Origin of the sequence: Amycolatopsis sp. WAC 01375 (genome assembly GCF_003947325.1) — a bacterium.
Taxonomy (GTDB): domain Bacteria; phylum Actinomycetota; class Actinomycetes; order Mycobacteriales; family Pseudonocardiaceae; genus Amycolatopsis.
On record NZ_QHHW01000040.1, the window covers coordinates 13,754 to 36,569 of the forward strand.

General features: G+C 69.3%; 21 protein-coding genes. 10 read left to right on the plus strand and 11 right to left on the minus strand.

The genetic code is table 11. The features are described 5' to 3' along the window. The first annotated feature begins 14 nt into the window (after nucleotides 1–14). Nucleotides 15–1,322, plus strand: coding sequence for an NAD(P)/FAD-dependent oxidoreductase (locus tag DL991_RS28405; protein ID WP_125787420.1), 1,308 nt, complete (start codon nucleotides 15–17; stop codon nucleotides 1,320–1,322). 226 nt (nucleotides 1,323–1,548) lie between these two features. Here DL991_RS28405 and DL991_RS28410 read toward each other — a convergent pair whose 3' ends face one another. From DL991_RS28410 to DL991_RS28430, 5 genes are all read right to left on the minus strand, one after another. Next, on the minus strand, nucleotides 1,549–2,805 hold the full coding sequence (locus DL991_RS28410) for an ATP-grasp domain-containing protein (RefSeq protein ID WP_125787421.1): 1,257 nt from the start codon (nucleotides 2,803–2,805) through the stop codon (nucleotides 1,549–1,551). Further along, nucleotides 2,798–4,057: an acyl-CoA dehydrogenase family protein gene (locus tag DL991_RS28415; protein WP_125787422.1), complete on the minus strand. Its 1,260-nt coding sequence runs from the start codon at nucleotides 4,055–4,057 to the stop codon at nucleotides 2,798–2,800. The genes DL991_RS28410 and DL991_RS28415 overlap by 8 nt, the downstream gene beginning before the upstream one ends. Further along, a complete protein-coding gene (locus DL991_RS28420; protein WP_125787423.1) occupies nucleotides 4,054–5,370 on the minus strand; it encodes an acetyl-CoA carboxylase biotin carboxylase subunit family protein in 1,317 nt (438 codons plus the stop codon). Before DL991_RS28420 ends, DL991_RS28415 begins: the two co-directional genes overlap by 4 nt. Beyond that, entirely contained in the window at nucleotides 5,367–6,626 is a 1,260-nt protein-coding gene (locus DL991_RS28425) for an MFS transporter (RefSeq protein WP_125787424.1), read from the minus strand. The genes DL991_RS28420 and DL991_RS28425 overlap by 4 nt, the downstream gene beginning before the upstream one ends. A gap of 543 nt (nucleotides 6,627–7,169) precedes the next feature. Beyond that, nucleotides 7,170–8,222 (minus strand): aldo/keto reductase, encoded by a 1,053-nt coding sequence (locus tag DL991_RS28430; RefSeq protein WP_125787425.1) that lies wholly within the window; start codon nucleotides 8,220–8,222, stop codon nucleotides 7,170–7,172. 117 nt (nucleotides 8,223–8,339) lie between these two features. On the opposite strand from DL991_RS28430, the gene DL991_RS28435 reads away from it, so the two are divergent. Continuing rightward, nucleotides 8,340–9,179, plus strand: coding sequence for a helix-turn-helix transcriptional regulator (locus DL991_RS28435; protein WP_125787426.1), 840 nt, complete (start codon nucleotides 8,340–8,342; stop codon nucleotides 9,177–9,179). 60 nt (nucleotides 9,180–9,239) lie between these two features. Here DL991_RS28435 and DL991_RS28440 read toward each other — a convergent pair whose 3' ends face one another. Beyond that, nucleotides 9,240–10,364 carry a S1 family peptidase gene (locus DL991_RS28440; RefSeq protein ID WP_125787427.1) on the minus strand — a complete coding sequence of 375 codons (1,125 nt, stop codon included), beginning with the start codon at nucleotides 10,362–10,364 and terminating at the stop codon, nucleotides 9,240–9,242. A 208-nt stretch (nucleotides 10,365–10,572) separates the two neighbouring features. Here DL991_RS28440 and DL991_RS28445 point away from each other — a divergent pair, with 208 nt between their 5' ends. From DL991_RS28445 to DL991_RS28465, 5 genes are read left to right on the plus strand one after another with little or no spacing between them, the layout of a single operon-like run. Then, nucleotides 10,573–12,222 carry a fatty acyl-AMP ligase gene (locus DL991_RS28445; protein WP_199754109.1) on the plus strand — a complete coding sequence of 550 codons (1,650 nt, stop codon included), beginning with the start codon at nucleotides 10,573–10,575 and terminating at the stop codon, nucleotides 12,220–12,222. Next, nucleotides 12,215–12,478 carry an acyl carrier protein gene (locus tag DL991_RS28450; RefSeq protein ID WP_199746585.1) on the plus strand — a complete coding sequence of 88 codons (264 nt, stop codon included), beginning with the start codon at nucleotides 12,215–12,217 and terminating at the stop codon, nucleotides 12,476–12,478. The genes DL991_RS28445 and DL991_RS28450 overlap by 8 nt, the downstream gene beginning before the upstream one ends. Before the next feature lie 5 nt (nucleotides 12,479–12,483). Further along, entirely contained in the window at nucleotides 12,484–12,795 is a 312-nt protein-coding gene (locus tag DL991_RS28455; protein WP_034311561.1) for a hypothetical protein, read from the plus strand. Next, nucleotides 12,795–15,851, plus strand: coding sequence for a WXG100 family type VII secretion target (locus DL991_RS28460; protein WP_125787429.1), 3,057 nt, complete (start codon nucleotides 12,795–12,797; stop codon nucleotides 15,849–15,851). The genes DL991_RS28455 and DL991_RS28460 overlap by 1 nt, the downstream gene beginning before the upstream one ends. 20 nt (nucleotides 15,852–15,871) lie before the next feature. Beyond that, a complete protein-coding gene (locus tag DL991_RS28465) occupies nucleotides 15,872–16,273 on the plus strand; it encodes a hypothetical protein (RefSeq protein WP_125787430.1) in 402 nt (133 codons plus the stop codon). Between the two features lie 67 nt (nucleotides 16,274–16,340). Here DL991_RS28465 and DL991_RS28470 read toward each other — a convergent pair whose 3' ends face one another. Then, nucleotides 16,341–17,165, minus strand: a complete 825-nt coding sequence (locus DL991_RS28470) for an arylamine N-acetyltransferase (protein ID WP_125787431.1) — start codon at nucleotides 17,163–17,165, stop codon at nucleotides 16,341–16,343. 79 nt (nucleotides 17,166–17,244) lie between these two features. On the opposite strand from DL991_RS28470, the gene DL991_RS28475 reads away from it, so the two are divergent. Further along, nucleotides 17,245–17,838, plus strand: coding sequence for a TetR/AcrR family transcriptional regulator (locus DL991_RS28475; RefSeq protein WP_125787432.1), 594 nt, complete (start codon nucleotides 17,245–17,247; stop codon nucleotides 17,836–17,838). 12 nt (nucleotides 17,839–17,850) lie between these two features. Here the strand turns inward: DL991_RS28475 and DL991_RS28480 are convergent, their stop codons facing one another. Both DL991_RS28480 and DL991_RS28485 read right to left on the minus strand, forming a co-directional pair. Next, the gene (locus tag DL991_RS28480) at nucleotides 17,851–18,912 is read right to left on the minus strand and encodes a hypothetical protein (protein WP_233599044.1); all 1,062 of its coding nucleotides are present in this window, start codon (nucleotides 18,910–18,912) and stop codon (nucleotides 17,851–17,853) included. Nucleotides 18,913–18,993: 81 nt separating this feature from the next. Then, nucleotides 18,994–19,950 carry a zinc-dependent alcohol dehydrogenase family protein gene (locus tag DL991_RS28485; RefSeq protein WP_125787433.1) on the minus strand — a complete coding sequence of 319 codons (957 nt, stop codon included), beginning with the start codon at nucleotides 19,948–19,950 and terminating at the stop codon, nucleotides 18,994–18,996. Between the two features lie 76 nt (nucleotides 19,951–20,026). Between DL991_RS28485 and DL991_RS28490 the strand changes: the two genes are divergently transcribed. Further along, nucleotides 20,027–20,662, plus strand: a complete 636-nt coding sequence (locus tag DL991_RS28490; protein ID WP_125787434.1) for a TetR/AcrR family transcriptional regulator — start codon at nucleotides 20,027–20,029, stop codon at nucleotides 20,660–20,662. Nucleotide 20,663: 1 nt separating this feature from the next. Here the strand turns inward: DL991_RS28490 and DL991_RS28495 are convergent, their stop codons facing one another. Further along, on the minus strand, nucleotides 20,664–21,305 hold the full coding sequence (locus tag DL991_RS28495) for a TetR/AcrR family transcriptional regulator (protein WP_125787435.1): 642 nt from the start codon (nucleotides 21,303–21,305) through the stop codon (nucleotides 20,664–20,666). A gap of 62 nt (nucleotides 21,306–21,367) precedes the next feature. On the opposite strand from DL991_RS28495, the gene DL991_RS28500 reads away from it, so the two are divergent. Further along, a complete protein-coding gene (locus tag DL991_RS28500) occupies nucleotides 21,368–21,730 on the plus strand; it encodes a nitroreductase/quinone reductase family protein (protein WP_125787436.1) in 363 nt (120 codons plus the stop codon). A gap of 140 nt (nucleotides 21,731–21,870) precedes the next feature. Here the strand turns inward: DL991_RS28500 and DL991_RS28505 are convergent, their stop codons facing one another. Further along, a complete protein-coding gene (locus tag DL991_RS28505) occupies nucleotides 21,871–22,785 on the minus strand; it encodes a LysR family transcriptional regulator (RefSeq protein WP_125787437.1) in 915 nt (304 codons plus the stop codon). Nucleotides 22,786–22,816 lie beyond the last annotated feature (31 nt).

Genomic DNA, 22,816 nt, shown 5'->3' on the forward strand with positions numbered 1-22,816 from the left:
AAGGGGAGTGCATAGTGGAGTTCACGATTGTGGGCGCCGGGATGGCGGGCGCGTTCTTGGCGCTTTCGCTGGGCAGGCAAGGGCATACGGTGACGGTGTACGACCGCAGGCCGGATCCTCGCGAGACCGCCAGCGCCGCCACGTCCATGAACCTCGGGCTTTCCCGGCGTGGCCTGGCGGCGCTGGATCGCCTGGGGTTGTCGGACGAGGTGAGACGGCTCGTGGTGCCGATGCGCGGGCGGATGCTGCACAACCCCGATAGCGGGCTGCGGTTCTCGGCCTACGGCGAAGGCGGCATCCTGGCCATCCAGCGCCAGGACCTGAGCGCGGTCCTCGTGGACGCGGCCTGCCGGGTGCCAGGGGTGCGGTTCGTTTTCGACACGCGGTGCACCGGCATGGACCGTGACCTGCCCTCGGTGTCCTTTGTAGACCCCGACGGACGGGCACTCGTGGTGAAGCCGGATGTCGTGGTGGGCGCGGACGGCGCGTTTTCGGCCGTCCGCCGCTCCATGCACCACGAACAGCGCGCGGAGTTCTCGCAGCGCTACCTCGAATGGGGCTGGCGGGAACTCCACATCCCGGCGGCCGCGGACGGCGGCCATCGCATGGCCGACGACGTCTTCCATCTGTGGCCCCGCGGCGACATCATGATGTTCGCCCACCCCAACCGCGACGGTTCCTTCACCTGTTCCTGTGTCCTGCCGTTCCGCGGCCCCCACGGTTTCGACTCGCTGAAGACGGCTGAGGACGTGGAATCCTTGTTCCGCCGCCATTTCCCCGACGTCCTGTCGCTCGTCCCCGACCTCGGCGAGGAGTTCCTGCGGCGGCCCACCTTCAATCTCGTCACCGTCAGCACGGCCCCGTGGATCCACGAGGGGAAGGTGGTGCTGATCGGGGACGCTTGCCACGCCGTCTATCCGTTCCTGGCCCAGGGCATGAACTCGGCCTTCGAGGACGCGCTGGAACTGACGGACAGTCTCTCCCTCCACCCGGGCGACACGACGGCGGCGCTGACGAGGTACTACACCCGCCGCAAGCCGAACACCGACGCGCTGGCGGACATGTCCCACCGCAACTTCGCCGAACTCCGCGACACCGTGCGCTCGCCGGCGGTCCGTCTGGAACGCGCCTGCGACACCGTGCTGGAGAAAGTTCTCCGGCACCGCTGGATGCCGCTGCACGCGATGATCACCAACACCACCGTTCCGTACGCCAAGGCCTTGCGGCGGGCTACCCGCCAGCACCGGATCCTGAAGTACTCGGGTGCCGCGGTCGTCGCGGCCGGTGCCGCCGCCGCGGCCGCCCGCCGACTCCGCCGCTGACCGTCCACAGTGGAAGCGCGTGAAGGCCCCCTTCCCTCGGCTCAGCCGAGGGAAGGGGGCCTTCACGCGCTCAAGTTGTGACCCGGTCGCGGGGACGTTTTCCGTTCCGTGAAGGGCCCCTTGAGGGACCCAGAGTCCCTCAAGGGGCCCTTCACGGAACGACGATCCGGAGCCGGCAGAAGGCCCCCGACCGGACGCTCGTCCGAGCGCCGGGCCGCGCCGAGTCTCAAGGCTCCGGGGTGACCTCGATACGGATCAGGCCCGCGGCCTTTTCCGCGCGCTGCAACGCTTCGGCGGGGCTGTCCGCGACGGCCATCACCAACCCCGTCCGGTCCCACGAGCTGCGCAGCCCGGTGAACCGGTGGCCCGGCTCGACCTGGATGTCCACCAGGAACACGCCTTCCACCTGCCGGGCCTGATCGAGCCCGAGGACGGCGTCGATCACGCCCGGCTCCATCGGGACGAACCGGACGGCGGCGCCGCCCTTGGCGCGGCGAGGCAACTCGGGCAGCATCTCGCCGCGCATCATCGCCACGTAGGAACGCAACAGCTCCATCGAGTAGGCGCGGTCGATGACCTCCATGATCCCGTCACCGGCGATCCGGCCGGCGCATTCCACCAGATACGGCCGTCCGTCGGAGACGATCCACTCGCAGTGCAGGATGCCGTCGGCGAATCCGACCGCCTCGACGACCTGACAGGTCAGTTCCGCGAGCTCCTCGGTGAGGTCGCCGGGAATGTCGGCGGGCACGATATGGGCCAGCTCCACCGGCCGCGGGCCGGGATAGAGCTGTTTGCCGGTGACGTTGGCGAACAGCTGCCGCCCGTCGCGGACGAGCATCTCGACGCTGTACTCGGGGCCTGGCACGTACCGCTCGACCAGCATGGACAGTTCCATCGGCCGGTCGGGGACGAAGATGCCCTCGTCCTGTTCGACACAGCTCGCCCATGCCCCCTCGACCTCGCCAGGGTCACGGATGATCTGCGTGCCGACCGCGGCCTGCCGGTTCGCCGGTTTGAGCACCACCGGGCCGGGATGGGCGCGCAGGAACGCCAGCACGTCCTCCGGAGAGGTCACGGTGGCGCTCTCCGGATTGGCCAGCCCGGCGGCCGCGCTGACCTTCCGCAGCATCGCCTTGTCCCGCAGGATCTGCGCGGCCCCCAGGGTCGCGCCCGGCAGGCCGTAACGTTCGGCGAGCCGGGCGGCGAACGGGGTGGCGTACTCGATCAGCGGGATCACCGCGGCCGGGTCCAGGTCCGGATGGGCGACGTAGAACTCGTCGGCCGAACCGGGCCGGGCGTGTTCCCAGCCGATCAGTGCACCGACCAGGGGAGACCCGGCCAGCCTCGTGCGCAGGTCCCGTTTGCGGATGACGTCCGGCTCCTCGACGAGGATGACCGAACCGCCGGGTTCGGTGCCGGTCAGTGCCATCAGCACCGGCGTCACGAACCCGACGATCAGGATGGGCCGCTGCTCACGCATCGGACTCGGTCTTGGGCTTGTCGACGATGCCGAGCATGAACCGCATGGACGGCTTGGCACCGACGAGATGCGCGCCGACCGTCTGGGTGACGCGGTCCCGCGCGGTCGGGTGCATGGCCATGGTCATCGAGTCGCGCAGCCACCGGTTCATCGGGTCGCCCGACCGGATGGCCGCGGTGCCGAGCAGATCACAGAGCCGCTGCACGACCCGCTTCGACATCTGGAAGGCCTGCCAGCCGGTCAGCGCCGGAGCGACCCGCTCGTCGGGCGTGAGATCGTCCAGCGTGCCGGTGCCGTCGGCGGTGACCTCCCATTGGCGCTGCAGCGCCTGGTAAACGCCGGCCCGAGTCGTGCTGTAGTCGGCCTCGCATTCGGCAAGGGTGATCTGGATGCGCTCGTTGTCCTTCCAGGCCACGCCGCTCATCCGCCACGGCGAGCCCTTCAGCATGTCGACCCGTTCCATGGTGAGACCGCGGACGTAGTCCAGCGCGGCCCTCGCCACGCCGAGCGGGACGCCGCACATGCTGCGCTGGATCACGTCCGGCTGTACCAGCGGTCCATTGGGGATCTGCGGGTTGTCGAAAGTCAGGGTGTGGTTCTCCGGTACGAAGACGTCCGTGATCGTGTAGTCGCTGCTGCCGGAGCCGCACAGGCCGAGGGTGTACCAGTTGTCGACGGATTCGATCTGGTCGCCGGGCACCATGAACAGCCGCGACTCGTGCGGGTTGCTGCCGTCCGGGCTGGCGTAGGGCTCACCGTTCTCGAACACCATGGCCCCGGAGGCCACCCAGTCGGCGTGGGTCGAGCCGCTGCCGAAACTCCAGCGTCCGGTGAGCCGGTAGCCGCCGGGGACACGTTCCGCGTGCCCCGTCACGGGGAGCACACCGGCGGAGTGCATGTCGATGCTGGTGAACATCCGGCGGGCTTCGTCCTGGTCGAGGAAGTTGGCGTGCAACCCGATGTCCGAGCCGAGTTTGGCGCACCAGCCGACGGACGCGTCGCCGTACGAAAGCGCTTCGATCACCTCGGTCTGTTCCATCGAGGTCATCTCGGGGCCGCCCCAGTCCCGGCTGAAACCGATCCGGAAGACACCGGCGTCGCGCAGCAACTCGACCACGTCCGCGGGCAGGCTCCGGTTCTTTTCGATCTCCGCCGCCCGCTCGCGCAGGATCGGCGCGAGCGCCTTCGCGTTCGCGAGGATCTGAGCGCCGGTCAGCGGCCTGTCGGTGCGGACGGGTTCGGTCATGGTCATGCGGAAACTCCCTCGTGTTCGTCGACGTCGAGCAGCCCGGCGGGCATCTCGAACGCGGTACCGGGTGCTGGTGGGTCCACCGGATCGGCGTCGACCCGCACCAGTGCGGCCGCCGCGTCCAGTCGCCGGGCGCAGGTGTCCCGGTCATCGGCTTCGCACACCACGAACGAATGCCGGGCGATGTAGCCGCCGGGTGGCAGCCGCAGGGTGGTCCCCGGGTCGACCATCGGCGACGCGACGACCAGGCCCGGCGCTTCGGCGGGGACCGTGACTTCGTGGACCAGGCAGTCGTGAGCCGGGTAGCCGAACCGGATCCCGGCGACCGCGTGCCGGGTCGGGGCGATGACCGGCCGTCGCCCGGTCGCCACGGCGAACAGGATCTCGCCGGGGTCGAGACCGGTGGCGGTCCGGCCGAGGAACGGGATCAGGTCACCGCCGAGACGCCCGTTGATCTCGATGATCAGCGGGCCGCGGTCGGTCAGCCGGACCTCGGAATGGGTGATGCCGTCCTCCACGCCGAGCGCGCGATGCGCCCGCGCCAGGACGTCCATCAGTTCGGTGTCGTGCAGCAGCGGATCGCCGGCGTCGACGACGTGCCCGATCTCCTCGAAGTACGGCTGGTCGCCGGTTTCCTTGCGGGCCACGAACATCGGCAGGTATTCGCCCTTGTACACGGCCGCGTCGATGCTGATCTCGGGCCCGGCGACGTAGCCCTCCACGATCGCGCCGCCGCCGTAGCGGCTCTGGTCGACAGTGGCGGCGCCCATGGCGACCCCGAACGCGGCGTCCACTTCGGACTCGTCGGCGGCGTACACCACGCCGATGCTCGCGCCCATCGCCCTCGGCTTGAGCACCACCGGGTACCCGATCCGGGCGGCCTCGGCGCGGGCCTCGTCGAGACCGGTGGTCAAGGCGTATCCCGGCTGCGGCAACCCTTCCGCGGTCAGCACGGTGCGGGTGCGGTTCTTGTCGCGGCAGCCGCGGACGCCGTCGACGCTCAACCCGGGGACCCCGAGTTCGGCGGCGAGCTCACCCGCGGCGAGCACGACCGGCTCGTCCCAGCACATCAGGCCGGCGATCCGGTGCCGTCCGGCGACCTCACGGGCGGCGGCGAGCATCTCGTCCGCGTCGAACACGTCCGTGTGGACGATCTCGTCGAAATACGCGTGCTGCCAAGTGGGTTTGAGATTGTTCAGCAGCACCAGGCCGAGTCCGGCCTCGCGAGCGCACCGATGGATGGACGAGACCAGGTACTCGCGGTACAACTTCAGTCCGCTGCCGATGATCAGCAGGACACCGTTGGATTCGTTCATGGTCGCTCTCCCACGACTTCCGGCTCGGGTTCGGCCACCTTTTCCGCCACGGGTGGTTGTTTGAGGCCGTAGATGTGCATCGATCCGGCGATGACGGACAGCACCGCGCAGAAGCCCCAGAACCCCGGGCCTCCGAATTCGCTCCAGAGAAACAGCCCCAGTACCGGCCCGATCGTCGCGGCCACCCCGGACAACGTCTCCTTCGTCGCGATGTAGCGGCTTCTCAGCTCCACCGGGAAAGTCGCCGGATGGGAGGCGGTGCTCGGTCCGTGGATCATCAGCCCGGACACCGCCAGCAAGGCACCGGCGATCACGAAGAACTGATGCTGCGCGATCAGCCCGTAGAGCGCGAATCCCAGCGCGCTCACCAGGTTGCCGAACAGACCGGCGAGATTCTTCGGGATCCGGACGATGTAGGTGGTGATCTTCAGTTCACAGGTGATCAGCACGACCGAGGAGATCACCAGCACCGTGCTGTACAGCCCCACCGGATACCCGGCGTCGACGATGTTCAACGGCAGCACCGCGACCCAGCCGGCGTAGATCATCATGCCGAACAGGCCCGCCACCAGATAGCACAGGAACCGGGTGTCCCGGATCATCGTCGCGTACACCGCGCGGGCGCTCAGCGCGGGAGGAGCGTCTGCTTTGGACTCTTGCGGGGTGTTGCTTCCCTTCGGCAGCAACACGAACGCCAGCAACGCCCACAGCGCCGCCGTCATCCCGTCCAGCCAGAACAGCAGATCCCAGTTCACCTGGATGACCACGGCGGCGATCAGCGGCGCCACGGCCGCGCCGATGTTCAGCGCGATGCGCATCATCGAAAAGCCCATGACCTTGTGCTCTTCCGGCATGTACTCCGCGAGCAGCACCGCGGCCGCCGGCCGGTACGCCTGGATCGCCAGCCCGGACAGCGCGACCGCCGTGACCAGTGCCCAAGGCGTGCCCCGGACCAGCGGGATCGACGCGACGAGCGGTGCCGCGCACGTCATCACCGTCACGATCGTCGCGCGGCCACCGAACCGGTGGGTCAGCTCGCCGCCGAGCATGGCGCCGAAGATCGCCCCGACGCTGTACGCGGCGAGGCAGACCCCGGCGAAACCGACCGAGGTGCCCCGGAACGTCAGGTACAGGATCAGGAACGTCTGGACGAACGCGCCCAGCTGGTTGACCAGCACGCCGCCGAGCAGATACCTGACGGGGGCCGGGGTCGACCGCAGTACCGCGAAGACGCCGGTCCTCGTGGCGCCGGTCATGCGGACCCGCCCGCCTTCGCCCGGCCGCCGATCGCCGATACGTCGACTTCTCGCTCAGTCACACATCCTCCAGAGTCGGATACCCGCGGTGGTTCACGAGACTTACCGGCGCGGGTCGGAGTCCATGGGGGGTGCCGACGTGGCCGACCGGTGACCGAAGGCTAATTTCGGATCTTTCCCGGCAGGTAGGGGAACTGTTCCCGTCGGTTCGGGAATCTGGCGCGCGGCGGGGTCGTGAGTGGCGATGACGGTTATTGAGGGGTAAGGCAATCATGGCGTGCCGCAGCCTCGTTCAGTGCTCCCGACGTAGCTCGGCCCCGCCTCCGACGTTGCGAAAGCCACTTTCGCAACACTGAAGGTTGCGAAAGTGGCTTTCGCAACACGCCACGATCGTCCTACCGCTCAGTAGAACCCGAATCGCCACTCACGACCCCCTGAGAACGCTCACCGGTCCGTGAAGGCCTCCTTCCCTACCCTGAAGGTAGGGAAGGGGCCCCTCACTACCCGCCGATGTTGTCCCTGGTGGCGCCGAGACCCGTGAAGTCAGCGGCGCGGTTCGATCGTCATGCCGCCGCGCGTCAGCGCGAGGGTCGTGTCACGGGCGAGCAGGTCGTGCGGGAAGCCGAGTTCGATCGCGCTCGCCGCGTCGAGGCCGGCCAATTGCGAGGTCGTGAACTCGACGTCCAGCGCGCCGAGGTTGTCCTTCAGCTGGGCGGGGGTGCGGGCGCCGATGATCGGTGCCGTCACGCCCGGGTTCCGCAGGGTCCACGCGAGCCCGATCTGGGCGGGTGTGCGGCCGAGTTCCGCGGCGACCTCCTTCACGACGTCCACGATCGCGAGGTTGCGTTCGGTGAGCGTGCCCAGGGCGAGGTTGAAGTTCTTGCGGGTGCCGTCCTCGGCCGGGGCCAAGTCGTCGCGGTCGTACTTCCCGGTGAGCACGCCGCCCGCCAGTGGCGACCAGGGGACCACCCCCAGCCCCATCTCGCGTGCCATGGGGATCAGGTCGCGTTCCCCGGTGCGCTCGATCAGGTTGTACTCGATCTGCAGCGCGACCAGCGGCGACCAGCCGCGCAGGTCGGAGATCGCCTGCATCCGCGACACCTCCCAGGCCGGTGCGTTGGAGATCGCCACGTACAGGACCTTGCCCTGGCGGACCAGATCGTCCATACCGCGCAGGATCTCCTCGACCGGTGTCGTGAAATCCCACAGGTGCAGGTAAAGCAGGTCGATGTAGTCCGTGTTCAGCTGCCGCAGGCTGGCTTCCACCGACGCGAACAGGCTCTTGCGCTGGCCGCCGCCGGAATTCGGGTCGCCGGGGCGGCGCAGTGTCGTGTATTTGGTCGCCAGCACGAGGCTTTCGCGGTTGTCTCGCGCGAATTCGCCCAGCAGCCGCTCGGAGCTGCCGTCCGTGTAGGTGTTGGCGGTGTCGATGAAGTTGCCGCCGCGATCGACGTAGTGATCGAACAGCTTGCGTGCCTCGTCCCGCCCGGCGCCCCAGCCCCATTCGGTGCCGAAGGTCGCCGCGCCCAGCGCCAGCGGGGAGACCCGCAGCCCGGACCGGCCCAGCAGCCGGTAGGTGTCGAGGGTGAGTGACATCGTGTCCTCCTGTACTCGTGATCCGTGGTCGAAGACGAGTCTGCGACCGCCGCGAGCAGGGGTTAAGGGAGAGGACTTCCTGGGAACAGCGGTCCCACCCTCGCTGTTGGACCGGGCATGACGACCTCCACCGTGGACACGACACAGGAGCTGGCCGCGTTCCTGCGGACCCGGCGCGAACGCCTGGACCCGGATGCGTTCGGGCTGCCGTCGCGCCGCCGGTCCCGGCGGACCCCGGGGCTGCGCCGCGAGGAGGTCGCCGAACTGGCCGGGGTCAGCATCGACTACATCGTGCGGTTGGAGCAGGCTCGCGGGCTGCGGCCCTCGGCGGACGTCGTGGAGGCGCTGGCCAGTGCATTGCGCCTGGCCCCCGACGAACGCGCCTACCTCTTCGACCTGGCCCGGCAGCGTCCCCGCAACGACGGCAAGCTCGCGACCACCGCGGCGCCGCCGCTGGCCCGGCTGGTCGCCGACCTGTCACCGCTGCCCGCCATGCTGATGAATCACCGTTACGACATCCTGGCCTGGAACGACGAAATGGCGAGGCTGCTGGTGGATTTCGACACCTTGCCGCCCTCGCAGCGCAATTCGATGTGGCTGTGCCTCAAACATCCCGAGATCCGCGAGTTCTACGCGGACCGTGAACGTCTCGTCCGGGAGGGGATCGCGCACCTGCGCGCCGCGTGGGCCGCGCATCCGGACGATCAGGCCCTGACCGAGCTCATCGCCGAATTCACCGCCGACGAGGAATTCGCGAGGTTGTGGGCCGAACGTGACGTGAAGGTCAACGGCCGCGGGCGCAAGGTGATGCGGCATCCCGAGGCCGGCGAGCTCGAACTGCACTACGAGGTGCTCACGCCACTGCAGGATTCGGATCAGCTGCTGGTGATCTACCGCGCGCTGGCCGAAGAGAGCCGCTCGGCGCTGGACCGGTTGTTCGCCACCTCACGTCGGTGAGGCGGGCGCCGGCGTGGCCTTCCACCGCCGAAACGGTGAAAGGCCACGGGTGGTGTGACGTCAGGCGGTGACGAGCGACAGGCCGTAGGTCTGCAGGATCTCGTTCACCGGCTGGAACCAGGTTTCGCCGCCGGAACCGCAGTTGCCCCAGCCGCCGGAGGTGACGCCCTGCGCCTGGTCGCCGGTGATGAAGGAGCCACCGGAATCGCCGGGTTCCGCGCAGACGTTGGTGCGGGTCATCTGGTGCACCGCGCCCTGCGAGTAGTTCACCGTTTCGTTGTGCCCCAGCACGGTGCCGCAGTGCCAGTGCGTGGTCGAACCGGACCGGCACACCGAGGTGCCGACCGGCGCGACCCACGATCCGCGGACGAGCGCGTCGCTCACCGTGCCCCAGCCGAGTACGACCGGTGCGGTCCACCAGCCGTTGCCGATCCGGATGAACGCGTAGTCGTTGCCGGGGAAGGAAGAACCGGCGAAGCTGCCCATGGCCGAGCCGTCCCAGCCGACGACCGGACTGCCGCTGCCGCCGCAGTGGCCGGCGCTGACGAATCCGCCGTGGACGGAGAAGCCGATCGAGCAGCGGGTGTTCCCGTTGATGTAGTACGGGTCACCGCCGACGGTGCCGGCCGCGAACGGTTCGGCCTTGGGGGCGGTGACCACCGTGACCGGACCGGATTTCCTTGCCCTGGAGAGGAATTCGTCGACGTCGGAGCCGTGTGCACCCGGGCGGACGGCGACCACGACACTGCCGCTGCGCGGGTCGGCACGCCAGCCGCTGACGGCGGCGGGGGCGGGCCGGGTCTTGGCCGAGGAGTCGATCTCGGCCTTCGCCGCGTCGAGCCGGGCCGCGCTGATCGCGACCGCGGTGGGTTCGGCACCGGCTTGCCGGACGGCGGCGGCCGCCGCGGGATCGGTCACCCCGACGACGAGTTCGCCGCGCGCCGGATCGAACCAGGCGCCGCCGAACGCCGCGCCGGCGGCCCGCTGGGCGCCGGGCAGCACCCGGGAGGCGGTCATTTCCTGGGTGAGCCGGGTCGAGGCCTGCGCGGCGGTGAGCCCCAGGTCCCGCTGCATGGCGGCGATCAGTCCGGGGGAAGCCTGCGCGATCGGGGCGAGGGCGGCGGAAGTGAGACTCGCGGTCAGGACGGCGGCGCCGCCGATTGCCAGGGCGATTCTTCGACGCATGGTCTAGTCCTCCAAGGCCGGGGGAAAGAAACACACTGCCCGCCGAGTGTGCGGCCGAGGTCGGCGAAAGGGCGAGGAATGTCCGGTCTTCTGTCCGGAATTCACAAGAGCGAATGCCGGCGGATCGCGCCGAGGATCGTCTACTTAGGACGGTCGGTCGCGCGGGCCGTCCGAGCGCCCTCCCGGCGGTTCCAGTACGTTGCCGGATATGACCGCGTCGCCGGAGGATGTGCCGGAACAGGTGCTGCGCACCTCGATCGTCGAGCGGCTGTTCGCTCGCGAAGCCGACCCGCGCCCGCTGTTCACACATCAGGACCACGCCGCCGGTCTGGACCATACGGTCACCTGGACGGAGTTCGCCTCCCGGGTGCGAGTGGTCGCCGGGGCGCTGCGCAGGGTCACACGGCCGGGTGATCGCGCCGCCGTGCTCACCGGTCAGGACCTGAATTACCCGTTGGCGTTCTTCGGGGCGCTCGCCGCCGGCCTCGTGGCCGTACCGTTGATGGCTCCGGGCAGCCCTGCCCAGCGAGGCAGGCTCACCGGTGTGCTGGCGGACTGCGACGCGAAGGTGTGGCTGACCTCCGCTGCCGCAGCCGTGAAGGTGCGCGAGGCCGGGACACCTGAGCAGCTGATCGTGGTCGACGAGGTCTCCGGACCGGGCATCGATCCGCTCCCTGTCGCCCCTGAGAGTCCCGCCTACCTGCAGTACACGTCCGGGTCGACCCGGGAGCCCGCCGGTGCCGTCATCCCGCACCGGGCGGTCGCCGCGGCGTGCTGGCAGGCGAGCCGCGCCTACGCCGTCGACGAGGGTACGACCTGCGCCGGCTGGATCCCGTTCTTCCACGACATGGGCCTGATCCAGCTGCTCTGCCTGCCGGTTCACGCGGGAGCGCGATCGGTGTTCATGTCGCCCGCCGAATTCGTGCACCGGCCCGTGAGATGGCTCCGCCAGCTCGCCGATCACCCGGCCGTGTTCACCGCCGCGCCGAACTTCGCCTTCGACCTGGCCGTCGAAGCCGCCGGCGAGGCCGGTGACGAGCTCGACCTCTCCGGCGTCCGGGTCGCGCTCAACGGCGCCGAGCCGGTCCAGCCGCGTACGGTCGCGCGTTTCCAGGAAGCCTTCGGCCCGCGCGGATTCCGGCCGGAAGCGCATCGTCCGTCCTATGGCCTGGCCGAGGCCACTGTGTACGTCGCGAGCGCGGGCGCCGAAGGACCACGGGGCGCGGTGTTCGACAGGGAGGCCCTCGCGCAGGGCCGGGCGATCGAGGTGCCCGAGGGCCAGGAGCTCGTCTCGGTCGGCCGTCCGCTCGGACAGCGGGTCCGGATCGTCCGCGACGGGGTGGCGCGGCCCGACGGCCTCGCCGGGGAGATCTGGATCCACGGACCGAACGTCGCCGCGGGATACTGGGGCCGCGGCGACGCGGCCGCGTTCGCGGGCGAACTCGACGGCCTCGGCGGCTGGCTGCGCACCGGTGACCTCGGCGTGTTCCACCGCGGCGACCTCTACATCACCGGCAGGCTCAAGGACCTCATCGTCATCGACGGCCGCAATTTCCATCCGCAGGACATCGAAGCGGTGGCCGGGGAAGCGCATCCGGCGATCCGCCGCGATCGTGTCGCCGCCTTCGGAATCTCGGACGAAATGGGCGAAGGGGCGATGTTGGTAGCCGAATGGGCAAAGAACGCCGAAGCCGATGTCAAAGAAGTCACCAGAGTGGTATTGCGCGCGGTGTCACGGGAACATGATCTGACGTTGCGATCGGTCCGTCTGGTTCCCTCCGGTGACCTTCCGCGCACTTCCAGTGGCAAGGTCGCGCGTGCGGCGGCGAGGGCGCGTTATAGTCGGCCCCGTGGGTGATCACCGCGCGGAGGTCGTGAAGGTCGTCAGCGAGACTTTTCGGCTTGATCCCGCCGAAATCGAGTTCGACGCACCACTCGAAGAGCTGGGCATCGACTCCAAGGGACGGATAAGACTCCTGTCGGCGCTGGAGATCTACCACGACGTGAGAATTGATCTGGACCAGCTGGACCGGTTCACCGACATCGGGTCGGTGGCCGAAGTCCTCGCAGAGGCACTCGGCGGTAATGCCGGTGGATCCGACGAAAGGCGCTGAAAAGAATGAGCGGGGGCTTCACCGCGGCGACCGATGCGCTTTCATCGGCGTCGAAGAACATCGGAAAGCTGACCGAGCAGTTGCTCGAGGACAATCCGGATCTGTCGAGTACGCCGGTGAACGCGGCGGGCTTCGGCCAGGCTCACGGCGACCACGCGAAGAAGTACACCGACGGGGTGGCGGCGTTGTGGGCGTCGGTCCAGGGGTACAGCACCACGCTCGGCTCGTTCGGCACGAACCTCGGCACCGCCGGCACCGCCTACGGCACCAATGAGGACGAGCAGAAGAACAAGATCACCGAGACGGGGATGCGCTAGTGGCCACCGAAACCACCTGGACCGACGTCAAAGCCGTCCTCGACGACCCGGCCGTTCCCGCCGAGAAGAAGACCCAGCTCATCGGCTCGTGGATGCGGACGCATCCGGCGCCTCCGCCGTGGACGGCGGACCAGGAGCCGGAGGAGATCAAGCAGAAGCGCAAGGAAGCCGAGAAGTACGCGGCGTCCTACAACGCTCACCCGCTCCTGCCGTATGACGACGACATCGACAAGGTCTACAAGGACGCGAAAGGCGCGGGCGACCAGGCCAGCTTCAACCGGAACGCGGAGAAGAAGGCCGTCGACGACGGCAACAAAAAGCTCGACGACACCAAGGAACCCACCGCGGAGGGTGCCGGGACCAAGACGTCGGACGAGATCTTCGACGCCGCTGTGCCCGCGCTCAAGGTCTTCGAGACCTTCGGCTCGCTGCTGGCGAAGCTCCCGGAAGACTGCCGGGGCACCACCCGCGCGCTCGACTTCGAGAAGGACATCAAGAAGCCCTTCGACGAGCAGCGCGGCATCAGCTTCAAGAACTTCGTCGACGACGCCGCCCACTTCAAGACCGGTTCGAAGACCATCGACAAGGCCATGGACGACACCGGCTCCCAGCTGAACACCCTTTACGGGACCTGGACCGGAAACGCCGCGGACGCCTCGTCGGAGAACTACAACGAGAAGATCCTCCCCAAGGCCAAGGAACTCTCCCAGACGCTGAACAACGCGAGCGAAGCAACGCTGCACACCACCGCCACGGTGTTCAAACTGTGCAAGGGCAAGGCCGACACGGTCATCGACCTCTACAAGGAGATCGTCGGCAAAGCGGACTTCCCGATGGCGCAGAAGGTCATCGCCATCGCCGCCGGTGAGAAGAGCGGCAAGGAGGACCTCGGCGCGATCGCGGGCTGGATGGACGTCAACTTCGGCTCCAACCTGGTCCAGCAGTTGAACAACGACGGCTGCTGCGACGACGACGAGTTCAAGAAGGCGGGCCAGAACCTCGCCAAGCAGTGGATCCAGCGGCAGTTCATTCCCGAGATGTGGACCATCATCTACGAGGGCTTCGCCAAGTCCTGCAAGGAAACCAAGGATTTCGTCAACCAGGCCTACGACGAGCTCGACAAGGTCATGGGCAAGGTCAAGAACGAGTTCGAAGGCGCCGGCGCGGGCGGTGCCGGTGGCGCGGGCGGTCCCGGTGGCACGGGTGGCGGACCCGGCGGCACGGGCGGTGGTCCCGGTGGCGGCGCCCCGGACTTCACCGGTGGACAGGGCGGTCCGGGAGGGGGCCCTGGCGGCGGTCCCGGCGGTGGTCCGGGTACCGGTCCAGGTACCGGCGGTGGGCCCGGTGGTGGTCCGGGCAACGCCCCGGACTTCACCGGCGGCTCCGGCGGCGGACCGGGTGGCGGCCCTGGCGGCGGCCCGGAAGGCGGCTCGGGCAGCGGTCCGGGTGGCGGCTCGGGCCCGAGTGGGTCGGGGCCGGGCGGTTCCGGTCCGGGCGGTCAGGTCAAGCCTCCGCCGGTCCCCGAGGTGAACATTCCGGAGGGCGGCACGGGCGGAACGCCGGGCGGCTCCGGCGGTGGCCCCGGTGGCGGCTCCGGCGGTGGCCCCGGTGGCGGCCTCGGCGGTGGGCCGGAGGCGAACAAGGACCAGACGTCGCCCTCGGGCTCGGCTCCGCCGCCGTCGAACGGCGACGAGCAGAAGGCCGCGGCCGAAGAGGCGAAGAAGCAGGCCGCCGCGGCGGCCGAAAACGCGAAGAAGCAGGCTTCCGAAGCGCTGGGCAAGCTGGGTGACGGTCCCACCGGTGCCGACCTGGGCGGTTCCGGCGGCTCCGGTCCTGGTGGCGGCACCGGCGGTGGCCCGGGTGGCGGCGGGGGCAACACGGACGCCGCCGCCGAGGCCAAGGCCGCGGCCGAGAAGGCCACTGAGGACGCGAAGAAGCAGGCGTCCGACGCGCTGAACAAGATGGGCGATGCCCCTGGCGGCCTTGGCGATAGTGACTCGAAGGACACCGATTCCAAGGCTGCCGACGAGAAGGCCGCGGAAGAGGCGAAGAAGAAGGCCTCCGACGCCTTGGACAAGCTCGACGACGAGCTGCCCGGTAAAGACGGCGACAAGCTCACCGGCGACAAACCAGGCGAGGACGGCGACAAGGCCGAGGACGGCGAACGCGAGACTCTCAAGGTCAAGCAGGGTGACACGACCTTCGAGATGACCGAGCCGGACAAAGACGGCGAGATGGAGATCAAGGTCGGCGATGGTTCCGGGCCCGCCAAGGACTTCAAGCTCGATTGGACCGGCGACGGCGACGAGTCCAAGCTGGGCTCCGCTCCCGGGTCGGACGACGGCAAGCCGGACAAGGACGACGTTCACCGCCCGGGTCCGGACGGCAAGATCCACATCCAGGACGGCGATCTGAAGATCACCGCCGAACGTCCCGACGGACCGTCCGGGCCGACGGTCGTCACCGTCGACGACGGCACCGGTAAGCCGACCACGTACACGCTCGGCGAGGAGAAAACCCTCGCGGAGAAGGCCGCGCAGCCGCTCACTCCCGTCACCGGCACGACGCAGCCCGAGCCCCGTCCGGCGTTCACCCCGCACCAGGGTGGCGGCGGAACGGTGCCCGACGGCATCGTCGCCGGTGACGTCAGCGGCGGTGGTTCCGGCGGCGGCGGGGGTGGTGGCGCTTCGTCGCCTTCGATGCCTGCAGTGTCGTCAATGCCTTTCGAAACCGCGAGCCCCGCGACGGGCCAGTCGTTGTCCGAGGGCCTGCACACCGGCGGTGGTGCGACGACCCATCAGCCGCAACCCGTGGCTTCGGGTGCGCCGTCGGCCCCGATGGGCGGGCCGGGCGGACAGTCGTTCGGCGGTGGCGCGATGCCACCGATGGGCGGCATGGGCGCCGGTGGAGCGGGCGGTGCGGGCGGCGACCAGGAACGGAGCAACCGCGCGTACCGGATCGAGGGCGAGGTGTTCGACCAGATCAACGAACCCACCGGCCGGATCACCGGCTCGCTGCTGGACGATGAGGATCAGTCGGTCACCCGTAAGCGGTGAGCCGGGGCAGGGGAGAACAGATGAGCGCCGATGACACCACCGGTATGAAGGCGACCCTGGATGGTCTCGTCCGCGAGCAGGCGGAGCGCCGGGCGCTGCGGGATCAGCGCGCCGGCGAGATCAAGGCCGGTGCGCAGGAATTCATGACCAAACAGGTCCAAACCGCCCAGCGCTACGTCGAGCACCGGCGGGAATTGGGGCAGCGCAAGACGAAGTCCGGCTGGAGCACCGACCGGTCGCACGCGGAGCCGGGCGCCGGGTCGGCGTTCGGAGACGACCCGGTGGACATGGCGGCTCCGTTCGCTTCGGAGGCGCCACCCGCCCACACCGGGCGGGACACCCCCCGGCGCGCTCCCCGCGCACGCCCGGCACCGGCGGACGACGAGGACGACGCCTTCCTCAACAATCGTTGGCGCGACTGAGGTCGCGAGTGGTAAAGGTGGTGATTCGGGACCCGGCCGGCTCCCGAATCACCACTGACAAGCCCGGTCAGGCTCGTGCGGCGTTCGCCTGGATGGCCAGCCAGATCTCGTGCTGCTCTTCGGTCTTGGCCCACAGTGCCGCCAGCTCGTCAGCGCTGAAGTCCTCCAGTGGGATACGGAATTCCCGCAGTGTCTCGGCGAATTCGTCGAGAGTGGACAGTGTGCGGCGGTCGCCGTCGCCGCGCTTGACCGTGCGGGCGCGAAGGGCCAGCTCGCGGCCGTCGCGATGATGTTGCGCCACGAGCACCTTGGCGAGCGCGGAGTCCGGTGAGGTGTTTCGGGCCCGTTCGGCGAACTCGGTGATCTCGCGGGGTGTGGTGCGGAAGTCGGACGAGTCGATCGTGCCGCCCGGATGGTGGTGCATCCGCCAGGTTCCGGCGTCGAGGCGTTCCATCCGGAACGCCAGTTCTCCTTGCCAGTGTGTGCCTTCCCGTAACGGCAGCGGCTCGAGGAAAGCGTCCCCGATCCCGGTGTCGGCGAGCCAGGATTCGCCGTCGACGTCGACCAGCAGGGCGACGTGGTTGCCCCATTGACCCTCGCCACGGGTCGCGCGCAGGACGGCGCCTTCCACGATGGTCACGGTGAACCCGGCGGCCCGCAGCAGAAGTGCGAGCGCGCCGTTCATTTCGTAGCAGAGCCCGCCGCGGTCGCGGCGGGCGAACTTGTCGATCAGCGCGTCCGGGGTGAGCAGGATCGGCCTGCCCAGCTGGACGTCGAAGTTCTCGTACGGGACCCGCAGCCGCCACGCCCGGTGCAGCTTCCGCAGCGTGGCGAGATCCGGCCGGACGGGGTCGCGGTACTCCAGCCGGTCCAGGAAAGCGTCGATGGTCATGGGCCTCTCCTCCAGCAGTAAGACTCACTCTAAAATTAGAGTAGCTCTAATTTTGGTCCGGCTCCAGTATGCTGTCGGCATGAGCGAACCGGTGGGCTTGCGGGAACGGAAGAAGTGGCGCACCCGGAAGGCGTTGATCGAGACGGCGTACCGGCTCTTCGCGCAGCAGGGCTACGACCGGACGACCACCGCCGAGATCGCCGCGGCCGCCGAGGTGTCGACCGCGACGTTCTTCAATCACTTCGCGACGAAGGAAGACCTGGTCCTCACCGACGACGGCGAGCACATCCTGCGAGCGGGGCTCGACGTACTCGCGGCGCGCGAGGCGGGCGAGGCGGCGCCTCGGCTTCTGCGGCGCGCGATGCTCAGGATGCTCGCCGAGGCGGGGGAGGGGCCGCGCGATCCGGCCGCCGAGCCGGAGCGGATCCGGCTGGACCTGATCACGTCGGTGCCGTCGTTGCGCGCGACGATGCTGCGGCGCGCGTTCGACGCTCAGCAGCGGCTTTCGGCCGCGCTGTGCCAAGCCTGCGAGGGCGAACTCGACGAGATCGACGCCGCGGCGGTCGTCGGCGCGGTCACCGGCGCGGTTTTCGCCGCCGGGCGAACGGCCCTTCGCCTCGGGACGCCGCTCGACGAGGCGATGCGGCGCGCGATCGAGCTCGCGACCGCTTGACGCACCGTCGAATCACGTGCGGTGCCAGGCGATCCCGCGATAGGTGGAGGTGTCCTCGGCGAAGCCGTAGCCGATGACGACGGTGCCGTTGGCGTTGATGTGCTGGGCCACGATCGCCGTGATGCCGCGAGGCGACGGGAGTGGGAACGGTGTCGCGTCGGCGTCCCAGCGGACCGGGCGCACCGTTCCCTCGCTCCCGGATTCGCCGACGACCGTCCCGGCTTCGTCGATGTCGAAACACATGCTGGCGAGGTCCTGCGGCAGGGGCCGGAGCACGGTGGGCCGTCCGTCGCGATCCCAGCGCGCGCAGGTGCCGTGCCGGTCCGGCGTCACGCCCCAGCCGATCGTGACACCGTGTCCGGTGATCCGGACGACCTGTCCCGCGCGGAACTCCGGTTCCCCGGTCAGCAGGACGGTGCCTCCGTCCCGGTTCCACACGACCCCGTCGCCGAGGATGGCGCCGGCGTCGGTGATACCGCAGGCCGTCGTACGGCGGGGCGGGGGCAGTTTGCTGATCTTCCCCGAGGGCGTCCAGTGCACCGCGGTCCTGAGCCCCGTGCCGTTCTTGGCCGATCCGACGACCTCGTCCAACCCGTTCAGGTCGTGGCCTTGGGTCTCGCCTCCGCCCGGCAGGGTGCCGAGTTCGACGGCTTCGCCGCCGGGCTCCCAGCGCAAGGCTCGCCAGCGGTAGCCCGGCCACATCGCGTTCCCCAGTATCGACCCGCGTTCGTTCACCCGGCACGCCGTACCGGAGACCATTCCGGCGGCGAGTTCGAGCGCGTGCACCCGGCCGTCGGGCAGCCAGCACACCGGCCGGAGGTGTTCGCCGAGGTAGAGCGAGCCCGCGATGACGCCCGCGGCGTTGACACTGACCGCCCGGCCGCCGGAATAGCCGTCGAGGATCGGCAAGAGAGTCGGACTTCCGTCGCGATCCCAGCGCACCGGCCGCGACCCCGACTCGCCCACGATCGTCCCGGCGTCGTTCACGCAGTACGCGCCGGTGCCCTCGCCGTCGGAGAGCGGCCGAAGGCCGACAGCCGTGAAGCAGGCTCCCTCGGTCATCGGTTCGGGCACGAGTGGGCAGCCTAGTGCGAGCGCGCACGCAATGGGGGAAAGTGCACTGACCGGGTGACGCGCACTCCACAAAGGACAGGACTACGGCGTCAGCACGATCCTGCCGAACACTTCGCCGTCGTCCATCTTCCGGTGCGCCAGCACGGCTTTCTCCAGCGGAAGCACCTCGTGCACCATCGGGCGCAGCTCACCACGGGCCGCCGCGGCGAACTGCTCCGCCTCCACCGCGCGCCGATCCGCCTCCGGGATCGAATCCGCGCTGAAGGCCGCGAAGGAGAGGGACTTCCGGAACGTCGCCATCAGCTTCGTGCCGAAGTCCGCCGGTGGCATGCCCGCCACCACGCCGACGAGCACCATCCGGCCGTTCGGATTCAGCCTGTCGAAGAAGGAAGGCATGTCCGCACCGGACACGATGTCGATGATCACGTCGTAACCCGCGGGGCCGTCCCCGCCACCGGAACGGTCGAGCACGTGGGTCGCGCCCAGTTCGCGCAGGCGGTCGCCGCGTTCGGCCGAGGACGTCGTGACCGCGACGGCGCTCGCGCCACCGGCCGCCGCGAGTTGCACCGTCATGATCCCGATGCTGCCCGCCGCCCCGCGCACCAGCACGGACTCGCCGTCGGCGAAATGGGCATGGGCGAGACCGAAATGGGCCACCATGCCGGAGGTCCCGAGTGCCACCGCGTCCGTGGCGGACAGGTCGCCGGGGAGGGGCAGGACCTTCTCGACCGGGAGGGCCGTCTGCTCGACGTAGCCGCCGCCCTCACCGGTGAACGCCCAGACGCGCCGCCCGGCCCAGGCCGGATCGACCCCGGTGCCGACCGCGCTGACGGTGCCCGCCACCTCGTTGCCGGGAACATGTCCTTCCCGGAAGCCGAAACCGGCGAGGGCCCCGCTCCGGATCACGGTGTCGACGCCGCCGACGCCGATCGCTTCCACCCTGATCAGCACTTCACCCGCGGCGGGAACGGGGGAGGGTAGCTCGATCACGGCAAGGCCCTCGGGGGCGCCGAACTTCCGGATCTCGACTGCTCGCATCTTCGTCTCCTGGTCGTTGATCACCGGCGGCCGACGCTAACGGACGCCCCCGTCCGTTTTGGCTAAAGTGAGAGTGGTGACCAGTCGTTTGTCTCGGATCCCGCGCTCGGATGCCCTGGACAACCGCGAACGCATCCTCGAAGCGGCTCGCGCGTTGTTCGCCGCCGAAGGGTTGAACGTGCCGATGCGGGAGGTCGCGCGCCGCGCCGAAGTCGGTCCCGCCACGCTGTACCGCCACTTCCCGACCAAGGAGATCCTGGCGACGGAGGCCTTCGCCGACCAGATGAGGATGTGCCACGTCGTCGTCGACGAGGGGCTCGCCGATCCGGATCCTTGGCGCGGCTTGTGTTCCGTGATCGAGAAGATCTGCGAGCTGCACTCGCGTGACCGGGGTTTCACCGCGGCCTTCGTGTCGGCTTTTCCCAAAGCGGTGGATTTCACCGCGGACCGCGATTACGCGCTCAAGGCGATCGCCGAGTTGGCCTGCCGGGCCAAGGACACCGGGAAACTCCGCTCCGACTTCGTGCTCGACGATCTGATCCTCATGCTCATGGCCAACAACGGGATCCAGGCCGCGTCGCCCGCCGCGCAGGTCGCCGCGTCCCGGCGGTTCGCCGCGCTGGTGATCCAGTCCTTCCAGGCCGTGCCGGAACAGGTGCCGCTGCCGCCGGTCGCGCGGCTGGCCCTCGTGATGCCGGGAAAGACCCTTTGAATCATTTCCGGCGGGCTTCGAGTCCGTCCAGGATGAGCTCCAGCCCGAAGGCGAATTCGCTCGTGTGGTCGTAGCCGGGTCGCATCGCGTGGCCGGAGATCACCTCGGCCAGATAAGGGAACTCGTCTCTCGGCAGGTTCTCCAGGATGTCGTCCGCCACCTTCGCGAGGTCGTCGCTCGCCGGGAGACTCGACTCCTGCAACACGTATCCGCCGATGTAGCTGTCGATGAGCGAGACGGCGTGCACTGCCATCGGGAGCGTGAATCCCGCCCGTCGGAAGACACCCAGGACCGCGTCGTGGTGGCGCAGCGTCGCCGGCCCGGGATTGCGGCGGGAGTCCAGGAGGCCGAGAGCCCAGCTGTGCCGCGACAGGACCGCGCGTGCGGACGAAGCGCGTGCGCGGATCGCGTCGCGCCAATCGCCGTCTTCGGGGCCGGGCAGCTCGATCGCCGCGAACACCGCGTCGACGACGCCGTCGAGGATCGCGTCCTTGTTCGGCACGTGGTGGTACAGCGACATGGCCTCCACGCCCAGGTGCTGCGCCACCCGCCGCATCGTCATCGCCTCGACGCCGCCGCGATCGGCGACCTCGATCGCGGCTCGCAGTACGCGTTCTTTGGTGAGTGATCGGCGAGGCGGCACCTTGACAACCTTACAGGTGTAAGTCAGCCTTACGGGTGTAAGGCCATCGAGAGGAGAACCCGATGCCGATGCCGAGATGGTGGGGACACGTCAACAAACGGGTGTTCAATCCCCGCGCGATCGCCGGCGGGAAGTACCCGGTGCTGATCCACGTCGGCCGCGCCTCGGGGAAGACCCACCACACACCGCTCGACGCGCACCCCGTCGACGGCGGCTACCTGTTCGTCCCGGTGTACGGCCCGGACGCGGACTGGGTGCGGAACATCCTGGCGGCGCGTGAGGCGCGGCTTCGGATCGACGGGCGGGAAGTGGAACTCGTCGGCCCTCGGCTCGTCGGCGAGGACGAGTTCCCCGGCGGTGTGAGCCGCCCGCCGAAACTGCTCCGCGTCACCGAATTCCTGCGGATGGACCTCCGGAGCCGGTGATCGCTGTTCCCGGTCTCGAAATCCGCATTGGGAACCTGGCAGAGAACCGGAATCGCCACTCGGGGTCCTGGAGCGACCAGCCCTCAACGACACAGAGCCATCCGCAGGAACACGCGGAACCTGAGGGAGAACGCGCGACCTCAGCCGCCCCAAGTACGGGCTGCCTCCACCATGGCCCTGACGCATTCGGCGACCGCGGGCCGGGTTTCCCCCTGGGGCTGCACGGCGTAGAGCTGCCGGTGCAGGACGGGTTCGAGCGGCGCGCACACCACGGTCGGCGGCGCGATCGTGGTGGCCATACTCGGCACCAGCGTGACGGCGCCGAGCCCGGCGACGACGGCGAACTGGGTGCCGAATCCGCTGACCGTATGCCGCACCACCGGTTCGATGCCGCGTTCTCGCAGGGTGTGACGGATCCAGGCGTTCGCCAGGGTGGGGCGGGCCCAGGCGACCCAGATCTCGTCCGCGAGGTCTTCGGCGCGCACCGAGTCCGCGTCCGCCAGGTGGTGTCCGGCCGGGAGCACGATCATCGCCGAGTCGTCGCGCAGGACGGTCCAGCGGGTGTCCGGTGGCCGGGTGAGCGGCAGGTTCTCCCAGCTCTCGACGACCACGACGTCGAAGACGCCGTCGGCGAGGGCGGGAAGCGCCACTTCCGGTTCGACCTCGTGCAGCCGCGCCTCGATGCCGGGGTGGCGGACGGCGAGACCGGTGAGCGCGGGCGCGATGAACGTGTGCACGCCGGACGGGATGGCGCCGATCTCGACGACACCGGTCGTCGCCCCGGTGAGGGAGTCCAGATCGGCGCGGGCGGCGCGGAGTTCGGCGAGAACCCGGTCCGAGCGCTGCGCGAGCAGCAGTCCCGCCGGGGTGAGCCGGACGCCGCGGCCGTGCCGGACGAGGAGCGCGGTGCCCGCCTCCCGTTCCAGTTTCATCAGCTGCTGGGAGATCGCCGACGGCGTCACGTGCAGCAGTTCGGCCGCGGCGGCGAGCGATCCCCGCCGCCACACCGCGTGCAGCATCCGCAGCCGTTCCACATTGGACAGATCACCACTCATTAGCCGAGCTTAACCCCGGCGGTAAGAGGAT